Source organism: Streptomyces collinus (assembly GCF_031348265.1).
GTDB classification, from domain to species: Bacteria; Actinomycetota; Actinomycetes; order Streptomycetales; family Streptomycetaceae; genus Streptomyces; species Streptomyces collinus.
In genome coordinates this window covers 7,900,320-7,920,262 of sequence record NZ_CP133771.1, presented here as the reverse complement: position 1 = coordinate 7,920,262, position 19,943 = coordinate 7,900,320, and the positions used below count along the sequence as shown (strand labels likewise).

The following is a 19,943-nucleotide window of genomic DNA, read 5'->3' as shown; positions in this document are numbered from 1 at the left end:
GGCTCGTCGGGGCGTAACCTCCGGGCAACACAGATCCGAGGAACCGGTCACCACAGAGCCGGGGAAAAGGTGTGGCGATGCAATCTGCTGCCGTGGGCCTTCCGGACGCTCCCGACGAGCCTCTCGCCGAAGCCGTCGTCGACCTCGTTCTGCGTGGCATGTGGCGCGGCCGGCCGGAGTCCGAGCACCGTCCACTGCTCGACGCCGGACTGGCGATGGTGAAGGGGCCGGTGGTGCTGCCGACCGAGCGGGCCAAGGCCGCCGCGGCGCGGATCCTGCGGGTTCCCGCCGGCTCCGAGCAGGAGGAGCGGATCACCGCTGCCTACGAGGCGTTCCTGCCGGTCAACCGGAAGATCCGCGACGTGTGCACGGCATGGCAGTGCCGCCCCGACGGCACCGCGAACGACCACTCCGACGACGCCTACGACGCCGCGGTGCGCGAGTCGCTGGAAGACGTGCACGACGCCATCCAGCCCGTGCTGCGCAGGCTGGAGCGGGTGCTCCCCGGCAGCGACCGGTACCTCCCGGCCCTGGAGGAAGCCCTCGACCGTTTCGACGACGGCGCGACGGCGTGGCTGGCCTCGCCGCTGTGCGATTCGTACCACACCGTGTGGATGCGGCTGCACCAGGAGCTGCTGCTCGTGCTGGGGATCAGCCGGGCCGAGGACGAGGCCCGGGAAGAGGAACTGGTCACGAGGAGCCGTGGGTGAGCGTCGCCGACCGCGAGGCGGGCCCGCTCGCACAGTCCGGCGCTCCTCTCGCGCTCTCCGAGGCCCCCGGCCTGGTCCTGGTGCCCTACGGGCAGGGGCGGATCCGGGGCCTCGACGCCGACGAGCTGGGTGCGCACGGCGCGGCGATGGACCGGCTGGTGGCCCTGGGGCTGCCGGTCGTGCCGGGGCTCACCGTGCCCGCGGGCGCCTCCGCGTCGCTGGGCGAACCCGACACCGCCCAAGCCGCCGTCGACCTGGTCGAACAGCTCGCGGGGCGGCGGATCGGGGACGCGGGACGGCCGCTGCTGCTGCGTCTGTCGGCGAGCGCGCCGACCGAGATCGCGGGACTGCCGCCCGACCTGGCCTGTCTCGGCGTGACCTCGGCCAACGCCGACGACCTGTGCGCCGTCATCGGGCGCGGGGAGGCCCTGCACGAGGTGTGGGCCGCCACCGTACGGCTGATCGCCGAGTACGCCCTCGACGTGTCCGGTGCGGTGCTCGACGACGCGCTGCTGGACACGCCCGAGCCGCGGGCGCGGGTGGAAGCACTGCTGTCCCTGGTGGCGCGGCACGGTTCCCGGCCCTTCCCCGACGACCCCGCGCAACAGCTCGCGCTGGCCGCCCGCGCCCTCCTCGCCCGGTGGGACTCGCCGCGCGCGCGAAGGTCCCGCCGAGCCCAGCGGCTCCCCGCCGATCTGGCCCTCGCCCTGCACGTGCAGGCGCTGCGCATCGGCCCGGCGGACCACTCGGGCTACGGCACGGCGGTCAGCCGCGATCCGGAGACCGGGCGGCTCTCCCCCCAGGGCTCCTTCTTCCGGGGAGTGCGCCGCAGCGCGCCGCCGCCGCACACCGGTGAACCGCTGGACCGGCTCGCGGGCGGGACCGCGCTGCTGGAGCACTCCCTGCTCACCTTGGAGCGTCATCTGCGGGCGCCGGTGTCGGTCGACTTCGAGGTGCGCGACGACGAGATCTCCCTGCTCGCCGCCTCGGCGCAACTCCGCCCGCCGCTGAGGGCGGCGGTGTGTCTGGCCGCGGACCTGGCCCGGGACGGGGCGCTCGGCCGCGAGGAGGCCGTACGGCGGATCACCCCCGCGCACGTACAGGAACTGCTGCACCCCCAGCTGCGGCTGACCGGCGGGGAGGACCTCCTGGTGACGGGGCTGCCCGCGTCCCCGGGGGCGGCGACCGGAGCGGTCGTGCTGTCCAGTGAACGTGCCCTCGAACTGGCCGCGGACGGTACGCAGGTCGTGCTCGTGGCTGCCGAGACGACACCGGCTGACGTCCCCGGGATGCTGGCCTCCGCCGCCGTGCTGACCGGCAGCGGCGGCATCGCCTCGCACGCCGCCGTGGTGGCGCGGGGTGCGGGCAAGCCCGCGGTGTGCGGTGCCGAGGGGCTGCGTGTGGACCTGGCCGCCGGGACGGTCCGCTTCGGGGATCGGGTGGTGCGCGAGGGCGACCCGGTCTCGCTGGACGGCCGTACCGGCGCCGTCTACGGGGGGACGCTGAGCGTCAGTGTCGCCGGACCGCCGCCCGAACTGTCCACCCTGCTTCAGTGGGCGGACGGCATGCGCCGGCTGGGCGTGCGGGTCAACGCCGACACCGCCGCCGAGGTCGGCACCGCCCTCGCCCTGGGCGCGGAGGGTGTCGGGCTGTGCCGCACGGAACACCAGTTCCTCGGCGAGCGGCTGCCGCTGATCCGCCGGGTGCTCCTGGCCGCCGACCCGGCCGCCCGGGACGAAGCCCTCCTGGAGCTGGAGCGCGCCCAGCACGAGGACTTCCGCGCGCTGCTGGCCGCGGTCGGGAACCGCCCGGTGACCGTGCGCCTGCTGGACGCACCGCTGCACGAGTTCCTGCCCACCCCCGGACAGGCCCTGGACGCGGCCGAGGAGCAGCGGGCCGCCGCGCTGCGCGAGGCGAACCCGATGCTCGGGCTGCGCGGGGTGCGGCTGGCGCTGCTGCACGAGCGGCTCTACCCGGCGCAGGCCGAGGCGCTCTTCACAGCCTGGGCCGATGTCGCCGCCACCGGCGTGCGGCCGGAGCTGGAGGTGATGATCCCGCTCGTCAGCATGCCGGAGGAACTCGCCGCCGCGGCCGCGTACGTGCGCGGTGCCGCCGACGCGGTCGCCGCCCGCACCGGAGTGGAGGTCCCGTACCGGCTCGGCACGATGATCGAGACCCCGCGGGCCGCGCTGCTGGCCGGCGAACTCGCCGAGCACGCCGAGTTCTTCTCCTTCGGCACCAATGACCTCACTCAGCTCACCTACGGGTTCTCGCGGGACGACGTCGAGCGCCAGGTGCTCGCCTCGTACCGGGAGCGCGGGTTCCTGACCGCCAGCCCGTTCGCCCGGCTCGACCCGCACGGGGTGGGTGCGCTCGTCGCCCTGGCGGCCGAACGGGCACGGAGCGTACGGCCCGGCATCAAGCTCGGCGTGTGCGGTGAGCACGGCGGGGACCCGGAGTCGATCGCCTTCTGCGACGGCCTCGGCCTCGACTACGTCTCCTGTTCCGCGCACCGCGTGCCGGTGGCCCGCATGGCGGCCGCGCACAGCGCCCCGCGGGAGCGGCGCGACGAGGAGCGGCACGACGAGAGCGGGAGCGCACGATGACAAGCACCGTGACCGAGGGCACGGCCCTGTCGGACACCGAGCTGGACGACCTGCGCGAGACCGTGCGGTCGGTGTGCGCCGACGCCGGCGGCACCGCCGCGGTACGCCGGATGCCCGAGGAAGCCCCCGGCATCGACGCCGAGTTGTGGGACACCCTCGGCCGGCAGGTCGGCCTCGCGGGCCTCGGCCTGCCCGAGTCGGCGGGTGGCATCGGCGGCCTCGCCGAGATCGCCGCCGTCTGCGAGGAGCTGGGCAGGACGCTGGCACCGGTACCGCTGCTGTCCTCGACCGTGCTGGCCGGGCAGGTGCTGGCCGGCTGCGGTACGGCCGACAAGGCGCTGGCCCAGCTCGCCGAGGGCACCGTGCATGCCCTGGCCGTGGCCGCGCCCGACGGGGTGTGGCGGCCCGACGCCGTGCCGGTGGCCGTCTCCTGGCAGGGCGGCGTACCGCTGCTGGACGGCACCGCGCCGTTCGTCCTCGACGGCGCCGACGCCGATGCGCTGGTGGTGGCCGCGGCCGGGCCCCAGGGCGTGGACCTCTTCCTGGCCGGCCCGCGCGAGCCCGGGGTCACGGTGCGCCGGGTGCCCACGCTCGACCTCGGCCGGGGCCAGGCGGTGGTCACCTTCTCCGGGGCCCGGGCCAGGGCGCTGACCGCAGGCGACGAGGGAGCGGACGTCGTCTCCCGCGCCCTGGACGTGGCCCTGATCGCCCTGGCCGCCGAGCAACTCGGCGGAGCGCAGGCCGCGTTGGACATGACGGTGGCCCATGTGCGCGACCGTACCCAGTTCGGCAGGGCGGTCGGTGGCTTCCAGGCGGTCAAGCACGCCTGTGCCGACATGCTGCTCCAGGTCGAGGCCGCGCGGTCGGCCGTCGTGCGCGCGGTCCGGGCGGACGGCTCGCCTCAGGCGCTGGCCGAGGCGGCGGCGGTGGCGCAGGCGTGGTGCGGCGAGGCGTTCGTCTCCGTCGCCGCCGAGTGCGTGCAGTTCCACGGCGGGATGGGCTTCACCTGGGAGCACGACGCGCACCTGTATTTCCGGCGCGCCCAGTCGGACGCGGTCCTGCTGGGCGGCGCCGCACACCATCGGGAACGGCTGGCCGTGCTGCTGGGCTGGTGACGTGGAAGGCGGGACGGCATGACCACCAGACTCATCGACGAGTCTCTGTTCGACGGGGAGTTCGGCCGGGGGGACGGCGGGGGGCTCGACGCCGGGGATCCACCGCGTCTCGTGGGCGCCCGCTGCTCCGCGTGCGGCACCGTCGTCTTCCCCCGGCAGGACTCGTGCCCCCGGTGTCCGGACGGAGCGCTGTCCGCGCGGGTGCTGCCGGTGAGCGGGCGGGTCTGGTCGTGGACGCTCCAGGCGTTCCCGCCGAAGCCTCCGTACCGGGCGCCGTCCGGCGGCCACCGGGCCTACCACGTGGGCTATGTGGACCTCGGTGAGGTCCTGGTCGAAGCGCGGCTGGCGGTGCCCCGCGCGGAGATCCGGATCGGTCTGCCGGTCCGGCTCACCACCGTGGCCGCGTACCAGGACGAGGACGGGACCGAGGTGCTGACCTTCGCGTTCGCACCGGACCGGGACGGAGGACGATGAGGCGGACCGACGACGTCTATGTCGTGGGCTGCGGGATGCATCCCTTCGGCCGCGACGAGAGCGTCACCGGAATGGACATGGCCGAGCGTGCGATGCGCGAGGCGCTGGCCGACGCCGGTGTCGCCTGGGAGGACATCGGCTACGCGGCCGGCGGCTCCGACGTGTCCGGCAAGCCCGACACCCTGGTGGGCCGGCTGGGCCTGACCGGAGTGCCGTTCGTCAACGTGCAGAACGGCTGCGCGACCGGTGCCTCCACCGTGCTCACGGTGGCCAACGCGCTGCGCGCGGGCGAGGCATCCCTGGGACTGGCCGTGGGGTTCGACAAGCACGAGCGGGGCGCGTTCCACGTCTCCGCGGCCCGCTACGGTCTGGGCGACTGGTACGCCGAGACCGGCATGATGCTCACGACCCAGTTCTTCGCCCTCAAGACCCAGCGGTACCTGTACGAACACGGCATCTCGGAGCGGGCGTTGGCGATGGTGGCGGCGCGGGCCTTCCGCAACGGCTCGCACCACCCCCTGGCGTGGCGGCGCAAGTCGCTGACGGAGCAGGAGATCCTGGACTCCGCCGAGGTCAGTCCCCCGCTCACCCAGTACATGTTCTGTTCGCCCGGACAGGGCGCGGCCGCGCTGGTACTGGCGCTCGGCGACCGCGCGTTCGACTTGTGCGAACAACCGGTCAGGCTCGCGTCGCTGGCCTTCCGGACCCGGCGGTTCGGTTCGTTCGAGGTGTTCTCGCCCTGGCTGCCGCCGGGCCCGCACCGCAGCCCCAGCGTGGACGCCGCCGAGGCGGTCTTCCGCACGGCGGGGCTGCGTCCCGCGGACGTACAGGTGGCCCAGTTGCAGGACACCGACAGCGGATCGGAGCTGATCCACCTGGCGGAGACCGGGCTGTGCGGCCATGGCGAGCAGGAGGCGCTGCTGGCCGCCGGGGACACCGATCCCGAGGGCCGGATACCGGTCAACACCGACGGCGGCTGTCTGGCCGGCGGGGAGCCCGTCGGCGCCTCGGGGTTGCGGCAGTTCCACGAAGTCGTACGGCAGTTGCAGGGCCGGGCGCTGGGTGTGCAGGTGCCCGGCGCTCCCCGGGTGGGCTTCACCCATGTGTACGGGGCGCCCGGGATCAGCGCCTGCTCGGTCCTCACGGTGTGAAGGGGGCGGACACCGCCATGCAGCACGACAGCAGAACAGCACTCGTCACGGGCGGGGCACGGGGCATCGGTCTGGAGATCGGCCGGCAGCTCGCGGACCTGGGGCTGCGGGTGCTGGTCGCGGCGCGGAAATCGGAGGCCGCCGAGGAGGCGTGCTGTGTCATCGGCCCCGCGGCGGTGCCGCTGGCCCTGGACGTGACCTCCGCGTGGAGCGTCACCGAAGCGGTCCGGGAAGCACGGGAGCTGACCGGCGGGATCGACGTGCTGGTGAACAACGCGGGAGTGTCCCTCGACCGCGAACTGCGGCCCCCGTACGTCGACGAGGACATCCTGCGCGCCACACTGGACACCAACCTCACCGGCGCCTGGCGGGTGGCGCAGGCCGTCGTCCCGGGCATGGTGGAAGCCGGCTACGGACGGGTCGTGAACGTCACCAGCTCGTACGGCTCACTGGCGCTGATGGACTCCGGCCGGCATCCCGCCTACCGCGTCTCCAAGACGGCGCTCAACGCCCTGACCCGCATGCTCGCGGCCGAGCTGTCCGGCACGGGCGTCCTGGTCAACGCCGCCGACCCCGGCTGGACCCGCAGCGGCATGGGCGGCCCCTCCGCCCCGCGCGGTCCGCGGGAGGGGGCGGACACCCCGGTCTGGCTGGCGACCCTGCCCGAGGGCGACGAGACGACGGGAGGGCTGTTCGCCGACCGCAGACCACTGGCCTGGTGAACCGCCTCAGGTCCGGGACGTGACCGGCTTGGCCGACTTCGCCGCTTTCGCCGCTTTCGCTGGTTTCGCTGGCTTCTGCTCGGTGGCGACGATGCGCAGCGCCAGCCCCCTGACCGCCTCCAGTACGGAACGGGAGGGCAGCTGGGACAGCGGTCCCCCCTCCGCCCGCAGCGCGGTGACGAGCATGGTCGTACTGATCAGGGTGCGGACCGCGAGGGCCTGTGACGCGTGCCGTACCTTTGCCGCCCGGGGGCTGCGGGTGGTGCCCTCGGGCAGATAGTCGTAGCCACGCTGGATGTGCCGCTGCTCGAACTCGTCCCGCAGCACCTTGACACTGCCGTTGGCGGAGGCGACCTGGACCTGGTAGAGCCGAGCCTCGTCCGGGTTCTGCTCCACCCAGTCCCACACGGCGTCGATGACGCGGATCAGCCCCTCCGCATCACCCGGCTCGGATTCGGGACGGGCCGCCTCCACGACCGCGTTCAGCTGGTCGAAGACGCGACGCATGGCGAGTTCGAGCAGCTCCTCCTTGCCGTCGAAGTGGTAGTAGACGGCCGTGGGCACCACCTGGGCCTCGTCCGCGATGTCCTGGATGCTGGTCTCCGCGAACCCGTTGCGGCCGAACACCCGCACGGCGGCGGTGATGATGTGCTGCCGCCGCGAGGGCCGGTGGGCGGGCTGCTTGCCGTTCTTCGTGCTGGCCATCATGCTCCCTGCCGACTGCCGTGACTCCGCGTCCGCGGGCCCTGTGTACTGACCATGGTATCCAGTAACTCCAACCGTCCGACAGAGTAATTCCTGCTGCGCGTGGGCATACGGGACACTCGGCACCCGGCATACTTGACATCATGACGACCTCCGGAACCCGCGCCGCTCACCGTCCGTCGCGCAAGCAGTGGGTGATCGAAGCAGCCACCGAGCTGTTCGCCACCCAGCCGCCGGACGAGGTGACGGTGGCCGACATCGCCGCTCGCGCGGAGATGACCTCGGCAGCGGTGTACTACCACTTCTCCTCCAAGGACCAGGTCCTGGCGGAGGGGATGCGGGCGTTCGCCACCGCGCTGCGCGAGCAGTTGCAGGCGCTCACCGAGGCCCACGAGCCCGGCTCGGACATCGGTGCGGCGGTCACGGCGCTCCTGTCCTGGCTGGGCGAACACCGCTCCGCCGCCACCATGTTCTTCGTGTCGTCGGCCGGCATGAGCCAGGAAGCGGAGGCGCTGCGGCAGGAGAGCCGCAGCGAGCTGCTGGACGAGCTGGTGCGGCTGATCCGCAAGGCCCGTGCGTCCGTCTCCGACGCCGAGGCGGCGGTGATCGGCCTGGGCCTGCTGGCCCTGCTGGAGACCGCGGCGATCTCACAGGTCCGGGGCGACGACGTGTACCGGTCGCTGGGCCACCGCTCGTTCGTCCGCGAGGTCGGCGCTCTCGCGGAGCGGATCGCCGACCCGGCCGCATAGGGCGCCGATCACACCAGCAGCCGAAGGGGCCTGCGCAGCAAGTCACCGACCGTGCGCAGGTATTCGGCGGCGGGTGCCCCGTCGACGGCACGGTGGTCGAAGGTGAGGCTCAGGGTCAGTACCCGCGTCCGCAGTGGCCGGTCGTCCACCCACTCGACGCCGTCCCTGAGCCTGCCCACCCCGAGGATCGCGACGTTGCCGGGGTTGATCACCGGAGTGAAGAAGTCGACGCCGTATCCGCCGAGCGAGGTGACGGTGAAGGTCGCCCCCTCCAGCTGTGCCGGGGAGATCCGCCCCTCGCGCGCGGCCTGGGCCAGGACCCTGGACCGGCGGGCCATCTCGGACAGCGGCAGCTCCACGGCATCCTCGATCACGGGCACCATGAGGCCGCCCGGAACGGCCACGGCGAAGCCCAGGTGGATGCCGTCGAGCAGATGGATGCCGTCCTCCCGCACCGTCGCGTTGAGCAGCGGGTGCTCGCGCAGGGCCAGGGCCGCGGCCTTCAGCAGGAAGTCGTTGAGGCCGGGCACCGGCAGATCGCTGTCGACCCACTCCTCCTTGAGCCGGTCCCGCAGGGACACCACGGAGTCCATCCGCACCTCGTAGCCGTGCGTCAGCTGTGCCATCTCCTGGAGGCTGGCGTGCATCCGGCGGGCGATGGCGCCGCGCATCCCGGTGAGCGGGAGGACGTCGCCGGGCCGAGGGGTCGCGTCATGGCGCGAAGGGGTCGCGTCCCTGCGCGAAGGGGTCGCGTCCCTGCGCGGAGGTGTCGCGTCCCGGTGGGGAGGGGCCGGGGTGACGGCGTCGAGGTCGGAGCGGCGGATCCGGCCGCCCGGCCCGGTGCCGGTCACTGCGGAGAGGTCGAGGCCCCGTTCCTTCGCCAGCTTGCGGACCAGCGGCGAGAAGGAGCTGCCGCCCGGCGGGACCGGCGTGCGGTCGCCGGGGAGGGCCGCGAGGAACTCCTCCACGTCCTCGGAGACGATCCTGCCGCCCGGTCCCGTGCCGCGTACGGCGGTGAGATCGACGTCGGCGGCGGTGGCGACCCGTCGGGCGTTCGGCGAGGACAGGAGCCGGCCGGCGGTGCCGTTGACGGAGGGCACCGGGGACGCAACGCCGGCGTCGGTGCCGGTGAGCGCGGGCGGAGAGACACCCGCGCCGGCCCCGGACCCGGCGGGCATCGGCGTACCCGCCGGGCCCGGTGGCTGCTCGCCCTCGGCCAGCAGCCAGCCGATGAGGGCCCCGGTGGGGACGGTCGCCCCCGCGGGGACCACCGGGTGGAACAGTCCCCCGGCCTCCGCCTCGACGTCCACGTCGACCTTGTCGGTCGCCAGCCTCAGCAGCGCGTCGCCCTCCGCGACCGCCGCGCCGACCGGCACGAGCCATTCGTCGATCGTGCCTTCCTGCATGGTCAGACCGATCTTCGGCAGCAGAACCTCGACCGCCATGTCGGTCACGACCTTTCGAGGAGGCGCCGGCAGCCCTGGGCGATGCGGGCGCGATCGGGCACGTACGCCTTCTCCAGGACCGGGGAGAAGGGAACCGGGGAGAAGGGAGCGCCGATGCGCAGGACCGGTGCGTCCAGGTAGTCGAAGACGGAGTCCTGGATCTGGGCGGCTATCTCCGCGCCGAGCCCGCCGAAGGTGACGGCCTCGTGCACCACGAGCACCCGGTTGGTGCGGCGGACGGAGGCGAACATCGTCTCGGTGTCCAGCGGCTGCACGGTGCGGGGGTCGATCACCTCGATCTCCACGCCCTCGGCCGCGAGTTCGCCGGCCGCCGCGAGAGCCTCCCCCACCATGCGGCCCAGGGCGATCACCGTGACGTCGCAGCCGTGCCGTGCCGTGTGCGCCTGGCCCAGCGGGATGCCGTAGATCTCCTCGGGCACCTCGCCGGCGCTGCCGAGCAGGACCTTGTTGAGCATGATGACGACCGGGTTGTCGTCCCGGATGGCCGAGACGGTCAGGCCCTTGGCGGTGTACGCGTCGCTGGGCATGACCACCTTGAGGCCGGGCACGTGGGCCAGCCAGGCCTCAAGGCTCTGGCTGTGCTGAGCCGCGGCGCCGAGGCCCGCGCCGGAGGCGGTGGTGATGGTGAGCGGCACGGACAGCGCGCCGCCGAACATGTACTTCATCTTCGCCGCCTGGTTGACGATCTGGTCGAGGCAGACGCCCATGAAGTCCATGAACATCAGGTCGACGACGGGACGCAGGCCCCGGGCGGCGGCTCCCACGCCCAGGCCGACCAGGGCGGCTTCGGAGATCGGGGTGTCGATCATGCGGCGCGGGCCGAACTCGTCGAGCAGGTGGTCGAACATGCGGAACACGCCGCCGTATCCGGCCACGTCCTCGCCGGCGACGAAGACGTTCTCGTCCTCGCGCATGGCCTGGGCGAGTCCCTCGTTGAAGGCCTTGACGTAGGACAGTTTGCGGGCGGCGGCGACCGGGGTGACGGCCGACGCCTCGGTGGCGGTGGTCATGGCGGTCATCCCGAGTAGACGTTGAGCAGCAGGTCGGCGGGGTCGGGCAGCGGGCTCGCCTCGGCGTACGCGATGGCGTCGGCGATCTCGTCGCGCGTGCGCTGCCAAACGTCGTCCAGCTCCGCACGGGTCGCCGTGCCGTCGGCGACGGCCCGGGCCTCCAGCAGGTCGATGGGGTCACGCGCCTTCCACTCGGCGACCTCCTCGTCCGAGCGGTAGGGGTGACGCAGGCCCTTGACGCCCTGGTGGTCGAAGTAGCGGTAGGTCTTGGCCTCGATCATCATCGGGCCCGCGCCGGACCGGGCCCGTTCGACGGCCTCGGTGGCGGCCCGGTGGACGGCGACCGCGTCCATGCCGTCGACGACCACGCTGGGCATGCCGTAGGCGGCGGCCCGGTCGGCGACGTCGGTGAGCAGCATGTGCCCGGACTGCGGGGTGAACTCCGCGTAGCCGTTGTTCTCGCAGACGAAGACCACGGGCAGGCCGAGGATCGCGGCCATGTTGGCGCCCTCGTGCCAGGCGCCGATATTGGTGGCGCCGTCGCCGAAGAAGGTCACGGCGACGTTGTCCTCGCCCTTGTACCGGGCGGCGAAGGCGGCGCCCACGGCGATCGGGACGCCCGCTCCGACGATGCCGTTGGCGCCGAGCATGCCGCGGGTGAGGTCGTTGATGTGCATGCTGCCGCCGCGGCCGAGGCAGGCGCCGGTGACCCGGCCGTACAGCTCGGCGTACATCTCGCGCAATCCGACGCCCTTGGCCACGGCGTGCCCGTGGCCGCGGTGGGTGGAGGTGATCTGGTCGTCGTCGCGCAGGGCCGCCATGACGCCGGCGGCGACGGCTTCCTGGCCGACATAGAGGTGCAGGAAGCCGGGCAGTTTGCCGGCCTCCATGAGCTTTCCCGCCTCGGTCTCGAACAGCCGGATGCGCACCATGCGCTCGTGCAGGTCCTTGATGACCTGTGTGCTGACCTGCGTGGATTCCTTCGACGCCGTTGACGCTCGTTGAGCCATCGTCCGCCCCTTCGCCCGAGGGAGGTTGCCAAGCAATCGGACTTACTTGTACCGGTCTACAGTAACCAGCATGGGGCACCTTACTGAACAGTCTCTCTAATTACTACGCCCCTGATCCGGATCGCCGCCCCGCGCGTCCACCAACTCCACGGAGTTGCCCTCCGGATCCGCCCAGAAGCTGATCCGCCGACCGCGCGCCCGGACCACGACCGGGTCCGAGAGAGGCCGGGCACCTGCGGCCCGCAGCGCCTCCACGACCGGACCCATGTCGTCGAAGTGGAAGGTGAGATACGACAGGCCCGGACGCCCGGCCGGCGAGGCGGCCGCCCGCTCCGGCACCGGCGCCGACCGGGGAAGGATCAACTTGACGCACCCCCCGGAGGGCACCCGCAGCCAGGCGACCACAAGCTCGCCGCCGAGTCCGGCCGGGCCGCCGACGGACTCCGGTACACCCGAGCGGCGCTCGGCGCGGCAGCCGAGCACGTCGCAGTAGAAGCGCTCCATCAGCTCCAGGTCCCGCACCACCACGCCCACCTCGAACGGCAGGGTCATGACCATCACACCCACTCCCACGGGACACCGAACAGCCACTTCGCCACTTTCTATTGACAGACCACACTAAGTCCTGTTGTCGTTTCGGTCACAGCCCAGCTGTCGCGTTCCGAAGCCGGTCACCGGCTCGCGGCTGGGAGGATTGTGAGGACATCGTGGTCCAGACCAGTTCGCCGGAGATTCGGGAACCAGGCGCCGAGCGCAGGGTGCCGGCCTCGGCCCCCTCGGCCCCCTCGGCCCCCTCGGCCCCCGAATACTCGTCGTGGATCAGCCAGGACCGGTCCACCGACGCCGCGTCCGTGACGATGCGTCGGGAAGCCGCCGAACTCGTCGAGCGTGTGATGGCGCACTACCGCGACCACACGACGCACGAGGCGGACGGCCAGTGGACGGAACCCGTGGCCAGCTACCTCGACGCCGACCGCTGGCGGCGCGAGATGGACGCCGTCCACCGCAGCGTCCCGTTGCCGCTCGCCATGTCCTGCGAGCTTCCCGGGCCGAACACCTACAAGGCGATCGACGTGCTCGGCGTCCCCGTGCTGATCACCCGTGACCGGCAGGGCACCGTGCACGCGATGATCAACGCCTGCCGGCACCGGGGGGCCAAGCTCCTCGAACCCGGCTGCGGGGTGTCGAGGCGGCTCACCTGCCCGTACCACTCCTGGTCCTACGACCTGGCCGGGGAGCTGCGGGGCGTGTACGCCGAGAAGACCTTCGGGGAGGTTCCGCGCGAAGGCCGCAGCCTGGTCAGACTCCCGGCCGGGGAGCGCGCGGGGATCGTCTTCGTCTCGCTGGACCCGGCGGCCGAGCCCGACCTGGACGACTGGCTGGGCGAACTGCAGCCCCTGCTGGAGGGCCTCCGGCTCGCGGAGTGCCACCACTACGCCACGAGCGAGCTGACCAGTCCCAACTGGAAGGTCACCCTCGACGGATATCTGGAGACCTACCACTTCGCCTCACTGCACCCGAAGACGGTGTTCGAGACGAACCTCTCGAACATGATGGCGCATGACACCTGGGGCCCCCACCAGCGCATCGCACCGGCCCTGCGGCCCATCGCGCAGGCGGTCGAGCTGCCGCCGGACCAGCGCGACCCCGGGGACTGTGTCGGGCCGATCTACTGGCTCTTCCCGGGCCTGGCGATCGCCGGCGGCTGGCGCCAGAAGATCGCCGTCTCCCTGGTGCTCCCCCGCACGGCGACCGACTCGGTGACCCAGCAGATCATCCTGCTGCGGGAACCGGCGGTGACCGAGGAGGAGCGCCAGGCCGCCGACCGGTTCGGCGAGTGGTTCCACGAGGTGGTCCGCGACGAGGACTACGCGACCACCTACGGAGTCCAGCAGGGCCTTGAGGCCCTGAACGGGACCGACTTCGTCTTCGGACGCAACGAGCCCGGGCTCCAGCACTTCCACCGCACCATCCACGAACACCTGGACAACAGCGCCGGACGCGCCAGAGCCGCCAGGTGACGGACCAACAACACTCGCGGGAGACCAGCATGGTGGCTACGGGCAGCCTCGACGGACGTGTCGCGGTGATCACGGGCAGCACGCGCAGCATCGGCCGCGCCATCGCCGAAGCATTCCTGGCCGACGGCGCCACGGTCGTGATCAGCGGCCGTTCCGAGCTCAAGGGCAAGCAGGCACTGGAGGAGATGAACGCCGGGGACCGGGCCGTCTTCCAGGCCTGCGACGCCAACAGCCAGGAGGACATCGAGGCCTTGGCGGACTTCGCCGCCGAACGCTTCGGCCGGCTCGACATCTGGGTCAACAACGTCGGCGGCACCTCGGGCTTCGCCCCGATCCACGAGCTCAGCGACGACGCCTGGCACGACGCGCTCAAGCTCAACCTCAACGCCTACTTCTACGGCACCCGCCGCGCCCTGCCGAAGATGCTGGCGGGCGGCTGGGGCCGGATCATCAACATCTCCTCGGTGGAGGGCAAGCAGGCAAACAAGCCCGCGATCAGCCACTACATCACCAACAAGCACGCCATCCACGGGCTCACCAAGGCGACCGCCTTCGAGTACGGCACGCAGGGCGTCACCTGCAACGCCATCTGTCCCGGCGCCGTCGACACCGACCTGATGCGGGCGGCGGGCCCGGCCGCCGCCGAGGCCGAGGGGGTCAGTTACGAGGACTGGCTGAGCCGCTTCGCCGAGCATGCCGCCACCAAGAAGATCACCACGGTGGAGCAGGTCGCGGCGGTCGCCTCACTGCTCGCGAGCGAGGCGGGGGCGGGTATCACCGGCACGCTGATCAGCGTCGACGGCGGAACAGCGCAGTGGTAGGCGCGGGTACGGACAGCGGGAGACCTCGGTCATGAAGAGCTGGATCACGGACTGGCAGCGCAGTGAGCGGCTGCCGCACTACACCCGGGCCAACGCGGGCGAGACCCTGCCGGAACCCGCCAGCCCACTGGGCTGGACCCTGGTCTGGGGGCGGGGCCTGCAAGGCTGGCGTCGCGGCTTCGTCGGGTTCGGCATCTACCGCGAGGAAGAGGTGGCCGGCCCCCGGCCGCCGTTCGTCGGCATGTTCGGCGGCCACTTCTATCTGAACCTGTCCCACATGCGGCTGTTCGGCATCCGTATGGGCCAGACGGCGGACCAGATCGACGCGGCCTTCGTCGGTCAGCGCTCCGACACGCCGGTGTACCTGGCGCACCCGGACGACCAGGACGAGGAGCTGACCGCCAAGGCGGGCGCGACGCTCCAGCGCATGCTCGGCCAGGCCGGCTTCCCGGAGGCCGACGCCGACCGGGAACGGCTGCGCGCGCTGCGCCGCTCGCGACCCGACCTGACGAGGCTGTCCGACGCCGAACTGGTGGCGCACGCCCGGTCGTTGCTGGACGAGGTGGAGACGACGTTCCAGCGGCACGTCGAATCGTCGCTGCCCGCGTCCGTCGGACCGGCGATCCTCGGCCCGCTGTGCGCGAGCGTGGACCGCCCCGGCGCCATGCTCGACCTCATCGGCGGTCTCGGCGACGTCGACTCCGCCTCCCCCTCGACCGGGTTGTGGACACTGTCCCGCCAGGTGGCGGCCTCGGCCGAACTGAGCATGCTCTTCGACCAGGGTCCGGCCGCGGTGGAGCGGGCGCTCGACGGGGCGAGCGGGGACGTGAAGGCGTTTCGTGACTCCTTCCAGGAGTTCCTCGCGGAGTCCGGCGACCGCGGTCCCAACGAGTGGGACATCCACGCGCTGTCGTGGGAGGCGTCGCCCGTCCAGGCGCTGGCCCTGGTCGACCGGATCCGGCACAGCTCCGACGACGACTCCCCGGCCGCCCGCCGGAAACGGCTGACCGAGGGGCGCGAGCGGACGGCACGGGAGATCCGGGCCGTGCTGCCCGAGGAGGCGCAGCCGATGTTCGACGCCGGGATGCACGCCTCCCAGGTGTGGATCGCGGCCCGCGAGCGCACCAAGGCGAACTGCGTCACCGTCGTCAACGAGATCCGCATGGCCGTACGGGAGCTCGGTCGCCGCGGCGTCGCGGCGGGGCTCTTCGCCCGGCCCGAGGACGTGATGATGCTGCTGGACACCGAACTCGACGACTATGTCGCCGCCCCGGAGTCCTTCGGTCCGGTGATCGCGCGGCGGCTGGAGGAGTACGCGGGTCTGCACGAGCTGGAGCCGCCGTTCTTCGTCGCCGACGACGCGCAAACCGAGATCGACACCTGGCCGCGCCGCGCCGAGGAGCGGACCGATGCGGCCGTCGAGGGCGATGTGCTCGGTGGGGTGGGCGGCAGCCACGGCAGGTACACCGGCAGGGTGCGGGTGGTCACCGACCCGGCTTCGTGCGAGGCGCTGGAGCCCGGCGAAGTGCTGGTCGCACCGATCACGGACGCGGCCTGGACCCCGCTGTTCCTGGTCGCCGGCGCTGCCGTCGTGGACGTGGGCGCGCTCAACAGCCACGCCGTGGTGGTCTGCCGCGAGCTGGGCATCCCGGCCGTGATCTCCGTCGAGGGCGGGACACGAAGGCTGCGGGACGGCATGGTGATCACGGTCGACGGTGAGCAGGGCATGGTCACCGTCGACAGTGTTCCCGCCCCGCTCGCCATCTGAGAACACCGCGGGCCCGTCGCTTTCCCTGCACGGAGCGACGGGCCCGCGGGCACGACCTCGAAAGGACCACCATGGCTGAGGAAATCATCGTCTCCGGTTGGATGGACTACCGACCCGGCGACCGCGACACCATGCTGACGGCCCTCGTCGAGCTGGGCCGGCGTACCCGCGAGGAGGAACGCGGCTGTCTGGACTACGCGATGACCGCAGATCCCACCGACGAGCGGCGTATCCGGGTGTACGAGCACTGGACCTCGCGGCAGGCCCTCGACGAGCACTTCGCCACCGCGCACATCAAGGACTTCCGGACGGCCGTCGCTGGGCTGACCCGGGTCGGGGTCTCCCTGACGGCCCACACCGTCGCCGCGTCACGACCCATGCGCTGAAACGGCGCCCGTGCCGGGGCGCCGTTCGCAAGCAGTTTCAGTGGGACTCGTCCAGCCGCACCAGCATCTTGCCGACGTTGGCGCCGCCCAGCAGGGACAGCAGCGCTCCCGCGGCGTTCTCCAGGCCGTCGACGACCGTCTCGCGCGCGGTGATCCGGCCCTCGGCGAGCCAGCCCGCGACCCGCTGCTCGAACTCCGGCCGCAGGTGCTCGTGGTCGCGGACGATGAAGCCGGACAACGTCAGCCGCTTGAGGACCGCCTGCATCAACTGGTTGATGTCCACGGTCCGTCCTCCGCCGCCGAACTGCGACATCATGCCGCACAGGGCGACCCGGCCACCGGTCCGCAGCGCGTGCAGAGCCGCGGCGAGCTGCTCACCGCCGACGTTGTCGAAGTACACGTCGATGCCGTCGGGTGCCAGTCGCGCCAGCGCGTCGCGCACCGGCTCGGCACGGTAGTCAGCGGCCGCATCGTAGCCGAACTCCTTCACCAGCAGGGCGCACTTGTCCGGCCCTCCGGCGGTCCCGATGACGCGGTCCGCGCCCAGCAGACGGGCGAACTGGCCGGCGGCGGTGCCGACGGCGCCGGCCGCGGCCGACACGAAAACGGTGTCGCCCGCACGCAGCTGCGCGATACGGGTCAGGCCCACGTACGCGGTGAACCCGGTCTGGCCGAGCAGGCCCAGCCAGGTGGGCAGCGGGGCGAGCCGGGGGTCGATGTGACCGGCGCCGTCGACGGCCGCCGCGTCGAGCACCGCCCGCTCCCGCCAGCCGAGCTGATGGCGTACGTACGTGCCCGGCTGGACCGAGGGGCAGCGGCTCTCCTCCACGACACCGAGGGCGCGGCCGTCGAGCGGTGATCCGGGGGTGAAGTTGTGCGTGTAGTGCTTCTCGGTGGTCGACAGCCGCCCGCGCATGGACGGGTCGACGCTCATGTAGAGGTTGCGGACGAGCAGTTGCCCCTCGCCCAGGGGCGGCAGCGGGCGCTCCTCGACGGCGAAGTCACCGAGGAGCGGTTCTCCGTCGGGCCGGCGCACCAGGCAGACCGCCCGGGTGGTACGAGGCGTCACGGGATCACCCCTCCGGCTGCCGGGTGCTGCGCCGCTGGGCCAGGCGGCCGACCCAGCCGGCCATCTGGAGGTCGGCGTGGCGCAGTTCGCCCGACTGCCACCGGGCCTGGAAGTCGAAGACGCCCTGCACCCCTGTCCTGGGATCGGTCACCTCGACCAGTCCTTCCTCGGTGAGCCGGTACACATGGCCGGTCAGCGGGTGGATCACTTGCTTGGACATGGGGGCCTCACTCCTGCACTGGGCGGCGTACGCCGCGCTTGGTCACGGTCACCGGGCCCTCGACCCGGAGCCGGCAGGCGAGCCGGGTCAGGCCGTCCACCGGTCTGCGCAGGGCCTCGATGCCCTCGCGTTCCAGCGGGCCCACGGGTGAACAGTTCTCGGCGCCCTCCTCGACCTGGACGAAGCAGGTACGGCAGGTGCCCTTGCCGCCGCAGACGGTGGGCCAGCGGTACCCGAGCCGCCCGGCGGCGGTGAAGACGTCCTCACCGTCGAGGACTTCGAGCTCGACGCCGGCGGGTCTGACCGACACCCGGTGGGTCACCTGCTCATCCACTGGTCGAGCGTCTGGTTGAAGTGGCGGATACGGCTCTCCTGGTAGTTCGCCAGGGTGATGCCCGGCTTGCGCATCGCCTTCAGGCCCTGCTGGACGTAGGGCAGGTTCTCGCAGTCCTGGTCGAAGACGGGTCCGAGCACGCCGAGTTCGGGGATGTCGGCGAAGAGCATGTCCTCCGGCACCCAGCGGATCTTCGCCGGGGGCGGCGTCTCGCCGGACTGCTTCGGGGACGACATGAAGATGATCTCGGCGGTGCAGGAGTCGGGGTCGAGACCGTTGGGCCGGAACCGGTAGATGATGTTCGACTTGGCGCCGCCCCAGGGGTTGAAGTTGGGGAACAGCAAGTAGTTGATGGCGTCCAGCAGTTCGGTGTCGGGGGTCTGTGAGAAGTCCTGGTGCGAGGTGGCCGCCAGTTGCTCGCGCATCCGCGCGGCGAGGACCTGACGGGCGGTGCCGCCGGGCGGGATCGCCGGCAGTTCGTCACCCTCCTGCATCACCAGGTCGCGGCCCTGGGCGGCGGAATAGAACGAACGCGAGTCGTAGAAGGTCTCCAGGACGTCCTCCTCCGTCACGGAGGCCGCCACATGCGGGCTGGGCGCGCCCTGGATGTTGATCATCCGGTTCCAGTTCGGCTGGTCCGCCATGACGTCGTACTGGGAGTTGGCGTCGGCGAGCCACGTCAGCATCTGCGGATGTGTGGCGATCACATGGAAGGACTCGATGAACGCGTCCTGTGCGACCTTCCAGTTGCAGGGCAGCACCTTGCCGATGTGCAGCGACTTGTAGCGGTTCTCCAGCGGCCAGATGTAGTAGTCGTCGAAGGTGCCGCGGTAGCTGTCGAAGGACTCGGCGTACGGGTCCATGTTGATGAAGACGAAGCCGCGCCAGGTGGCCACCTGGGCCTCGGGCAGGGCGAACTTCTCCGGGGTGACGTGCGGGAAGTCCCAGGCACAGGGCGGGGTCCGCATCGTGCCGTCGAGGTTCCAGGCGAAGCCGTGGAACGAGCAGCGGAACTCGCTGACGTTGCCGCCGCCGGTGCGCAGTTTGCGTCCGCGGTGCAGACAGACGTTGACGTAGGCGCGGATCTCGTCGGGAGCCGTGCGGACGACGATGAGGGAGTCGTCGCCGATCTCGTAGACCTCGTGGTCGCCGACCTCGGGGATCTCGCTCTCCAGACAGGCGAACTGCCAGACGCGCCGCCAGACCTGCCGCATCTCGCGTTCGGCCCACTCACGGGAGGTGAAACGGGCCGTGTCGATGTCCTCGCTGCCGAGGTAGTCGTTCCGCTCGTACCTCAGGGCGGGGGGAACGGGGCGGCTGTCCTGGTCGAGGTAGTCCTGGACGCTGGGCCCGGGGCACCGCGCCGTGGCCGGCTCCGACGTTTCGTCCATCATCTCTCCTCCGGCAGAAACTTTAGATTGAGTGTAGTTAGCGCTGACAGCCGGGAGCAATACTGGCGCCGGTGAACGATCTCCACACCTCCCGAGATCACCGCACTTTCGCACCGTTACTCCGGAATTTCTTGCGGTAGCCCTCTCCCCAAGCCCGCTGGGCCATGTCACACTCCGACCCACTTGAGGCTGTAGTGCCTCATAAGTTTCTCCGT

General features: G+C 71.8%; 20 protein-coding genes. 11 read left to right on the top strand and 9 right to left on the bottom strand.

The features are described 5' to 3' along the window. Window positions 1–77: 77 nt before the first annotated feature. Genes RFN52_RS35580 through RFN52_RS35555 form a run of 6 tightly spaced genes read left to right on the top strand, consistent with a single transcriptional unit; the run spans window position 78 to window position 6,778 of the window. Window positions 78–710 carry a hypothetical protein gene (locus tag RFN52_RS35580; protein ID WP_311241134.1) on the top strand — a complete coding sequence of 211 codons (633 nt, stop codon included), beginning with the start codon at window positions 78–80 and terminating at the stop codon, window positions 708–710. Beyond that, complete coding sequence (locus RFN52_RS35575; RefSeq protein ID WP_184852764.1) at window positions 707–3,316, top strand: putative PEP-binding protein; 2,610 nt, start codon at window positions 707–709, stop codon at window positions 3,314–3,316. Before RFN52_RS35580 ends, RFN52_RS35575 begins: the two co-directional genes overlap by 4 nt. Continuing rightward, window positions 3,313–4,431 (top strand): acyl-CoA dehydrogenase family protein, encoded by a 1,119-nt coding sequence (locus RFN52_RS35570; RefSeq protein WP_184852761.1) that lies wholly within the window; start codon window positions 3,313–3,315, stop codon window positions 4,429–4,431. Before RFN52_RS35575 ends, RFN52_RS35570 begins: the two co-directional genes overlap by 4 nt. 18 nt (window positions 4,432–4,449) lie before the next feature. After that, window positions 4,450–4,905 (top strand): Zn-ribbon domain-containing OB-fold protein, encoded by a 456-nt coding sequence (locus RFN52_RS35565; protein ID WP_184852758.1) that lies wholly within the window; start codon window positions 4,450–4,452, stop codon window positions 4,903–4,905. Then, a complete protein-coding gene (locus RFN52_RS35560; RefSeq protein ID WP_184852755.1) occupies window positions 4,902–6,056 on the top strand; it encodes a thiolase family protein in 1,155 nt (384 codons plus the stop codon). The genes RFN52_RS35565 and RFN52_RS35560 overlap by 4 nt, the downstream gene beginning before the upstream one ends. A gap of 17 nt (window positions 6,057–6,073) precedes the next feature. Further along, a complete protein-coding gene (locus tag RFN52_RS35555; protein WP_184852752.1) occupies window positions 6,074–6,778 on the top strand; it encodes an SDR family NAD(P)-dependent oxidoreductase in 705 nt (234 codons plus the stop codon). A 6-nt stretch (window positions 6,779–6,784) separates the two neighbouring features. On the opposite strand, the gene RFN52_RS35550 is transcribed toward RFN52_RS35555, so the two are convergent. Then, window positions 6,785–7,486, bottom strand: coding sequence for a TetR/AcrR family transcriptional regulator (locus RFN52_RS35550; protein WP_184852749.1), 702 nt, complete (start codon window positions 7,484–7,486; stop codon window positions 6,785–6,787). Window positions 7,487–7,626: 140 nt separating this feature from the next. Between RFN52_RS35550 and RFN52_RS35545 the strand changes: the two genes are divergently transcribed. Beyond that, the gene (locus RFN52_RS35545) at window positions 7,627–8,232 is read left to right on the top strand and encodes a TetR/AcrR family transcriptional regulator (protein ID WP_184852747.1); all 606 of its coding nucleotides are present in this window, start codon (window positions 7,627–7,629) and stop codon (window positions 8,230–8,232) included. An 8-nt stretch (window positions 8,233–8,240) separates the two neighbouring features. Here the strand turns inward: RFN52_RS35545 and RFN52_RS35540 are convergent, their stop codons facing one another. The 4 genes from RFN52_RS35540 to RFN52_RS35525 form a co-directional block, all read right to left on the bottom strand. Beyond that, window positions 8,241–9,677 (bottom strand): dihydrolipoamide acetyltransferase family protein, encoded by a 1,437-nt coding sequence (locus RFN52_RS35540; protein ID WP_184852744.1) that lies wholly within the window; start codon window positions 9,675–9,677, stop codon window positions 8,241–8,243. Window positions 9,678–9,682: 5 nt separating this feature from the next. After that, window positions 9,683–10,708: an alpha-ketoacid dehydrogenase subunit beta gene (locus tag RFN52_RS35535; RefSeq protein ID WP_184852741.1), complete on the bottom strand. Its 1,026-nt coding sequence runs from the start codon at window positions 10,706–10,708 to the stop codon at window positions 9,683–9,685. A gap of 5 nt (window positions 10,709–10,713) precedes the next feature. Continuing rightward, window positions 10,714–11,718 carry a thiamine pyrophosphate-dependent dehydrogenase E1 component subunit alpha gene (locus tag RFN52_RS35530; RefSeq protein WP_229856002.1) on the bottom strand — a complete coding sequence of 335 codons (1,005 nt, stop codon included), beginning with the start codon at window positions 11,716–11,718 and terminating at the stop codon, window positions 10,714–10,716. 96 nt (window positions 11,719–11,814) lie between these two features. After that, on the bottom strand, window positions 11,815–12,270 hold the full coding sequence (locus RFN52_RS35525) for a VOC family protein (protein ID WP_229856004.1): 456 nt from the start codon (window positions 12,268–12,270) through the stop codon (window positions 11,815–11,817). Between the two features lie 305 nt (window positions 12,271–12,575). Between RFN52_RS35525 and RFN52_RS35520 the strand changes: the two genes are divergently transcribed. The 4 genes from RFN52_RS35520 (at window position 12,576) to RFN52_RS35505 (ending at window position 16,714) form a co-directional block, all read left to right on the top strand. Next, window positions 12,576–13,739, top strand: coding sequence for an aromatic ring-hydroxylating oxygenase subunit alpha (locus RFN52_RS35520; RefSeq protein ID WP_229856133.1), 1,164 nt, complete (start codon window positions 12,576–12,578; stop codon window positions 13,737–13,739). Between the two features lie 29 nt (window positions 13,740–13,768). Continuing rightward, complete coding sequence (locus RFN52_RS35515) at window positions 13,769–14,560, top strand: SDR family NAD(P)-dependent oxidoreductase (protein WP_184852736.1); 792 nt, start codon at window positions 13,769–13,771, stop codon at window positions 14,558–14,560. 31 nt (window positions 14,561–14,591) lie between these two features. After that, window positions 14,592–16,328: a PEP-utilizing enzyme gene (locus tag RFN52_RS35510; protein WP_184852734.1), complete on the top strand. Its 1,737-nt coding sequence runs from the start codon at window positions 14,592–14,594 to the stop codon at window positions 16,326–16,328. 71 nt (window positions 16,329–16,399) lie between these two features. Then, window positions 16,400–16,714: a putative quinol monooxygenase gene (locus RFN52_RS35505; protein WP_184852731.1), complete on the top strand. Its 315-nt coding sequence runs from the start codon at window positions 16,400–16,402 to the stop codon at window positions 16,712–16,714. 37 nt (window positions 16,715–16,751) lie between these two features. On the opposite strand, the gene RFN52_RS35500 is transcribed toward RFN52_RS35505, so the two are convergent. The 4 genes from RFN52_RS35500 to RFN52_RS35485 are packed head-to-tail and all read right to left on the bottom strand — an operon-like array spanning window position 16,752 to window position 19,728. Next, a complete protein-coding gene (locus tag RFN52_RS35500) occupies window positions 16,752–17,783 on the bottom strand; it encodes an NADP-dependent oxidoreductase (RefSeq protein ID WP_184852729.1) in 1,032 nt (343 codons plus the stop codon). A gap of 4 nt (window positions 17,784–17,787) precedes the next feature. Further along, window positions 17,788–18,003, bottom strand: a complete 216-nt coding sequence (locus RFN52_RS35495; protein ID WP_184852727.1) for a transposase — start codon at window positions 18,001–18,003, stop codon at window positions 17,788–17,790. A 7-nt stretch (window positions 18,004–18,010) separates the two neighbouring features. After that, the gene (locus RFN52_RS35490; protein WP_229856006.1) at window positions 18,011–18,337 is read right to left on the bottom strand and encodes a 2Fe-2S iron-sulfur cluster-binding protein; all 327 of its coding nucleotides are present in this window, start codon (window positions 18,335–18,337) and stop codon (window positions 18,011–18,013) included. Beyond that, on the bottom strand, window positions 18,322–19,728 hold the full coding sequence (locus RFN52_RS35485; protein ID WP_311241133.1) for an aromatic ring-hydroxylating oxygenase subunit alpha: 1,407 nt from the start codon (window positions 19,726–19,728) through the stop codon (window positions 18,322–18,324). The genes RFN52_RS35490 and RFN52_RS35485 overlap by 16 nt, the downstream gene beginning before the upstream one ends. Window positions 19,729–19,943 lie beyond the last annotated feature (215 nt).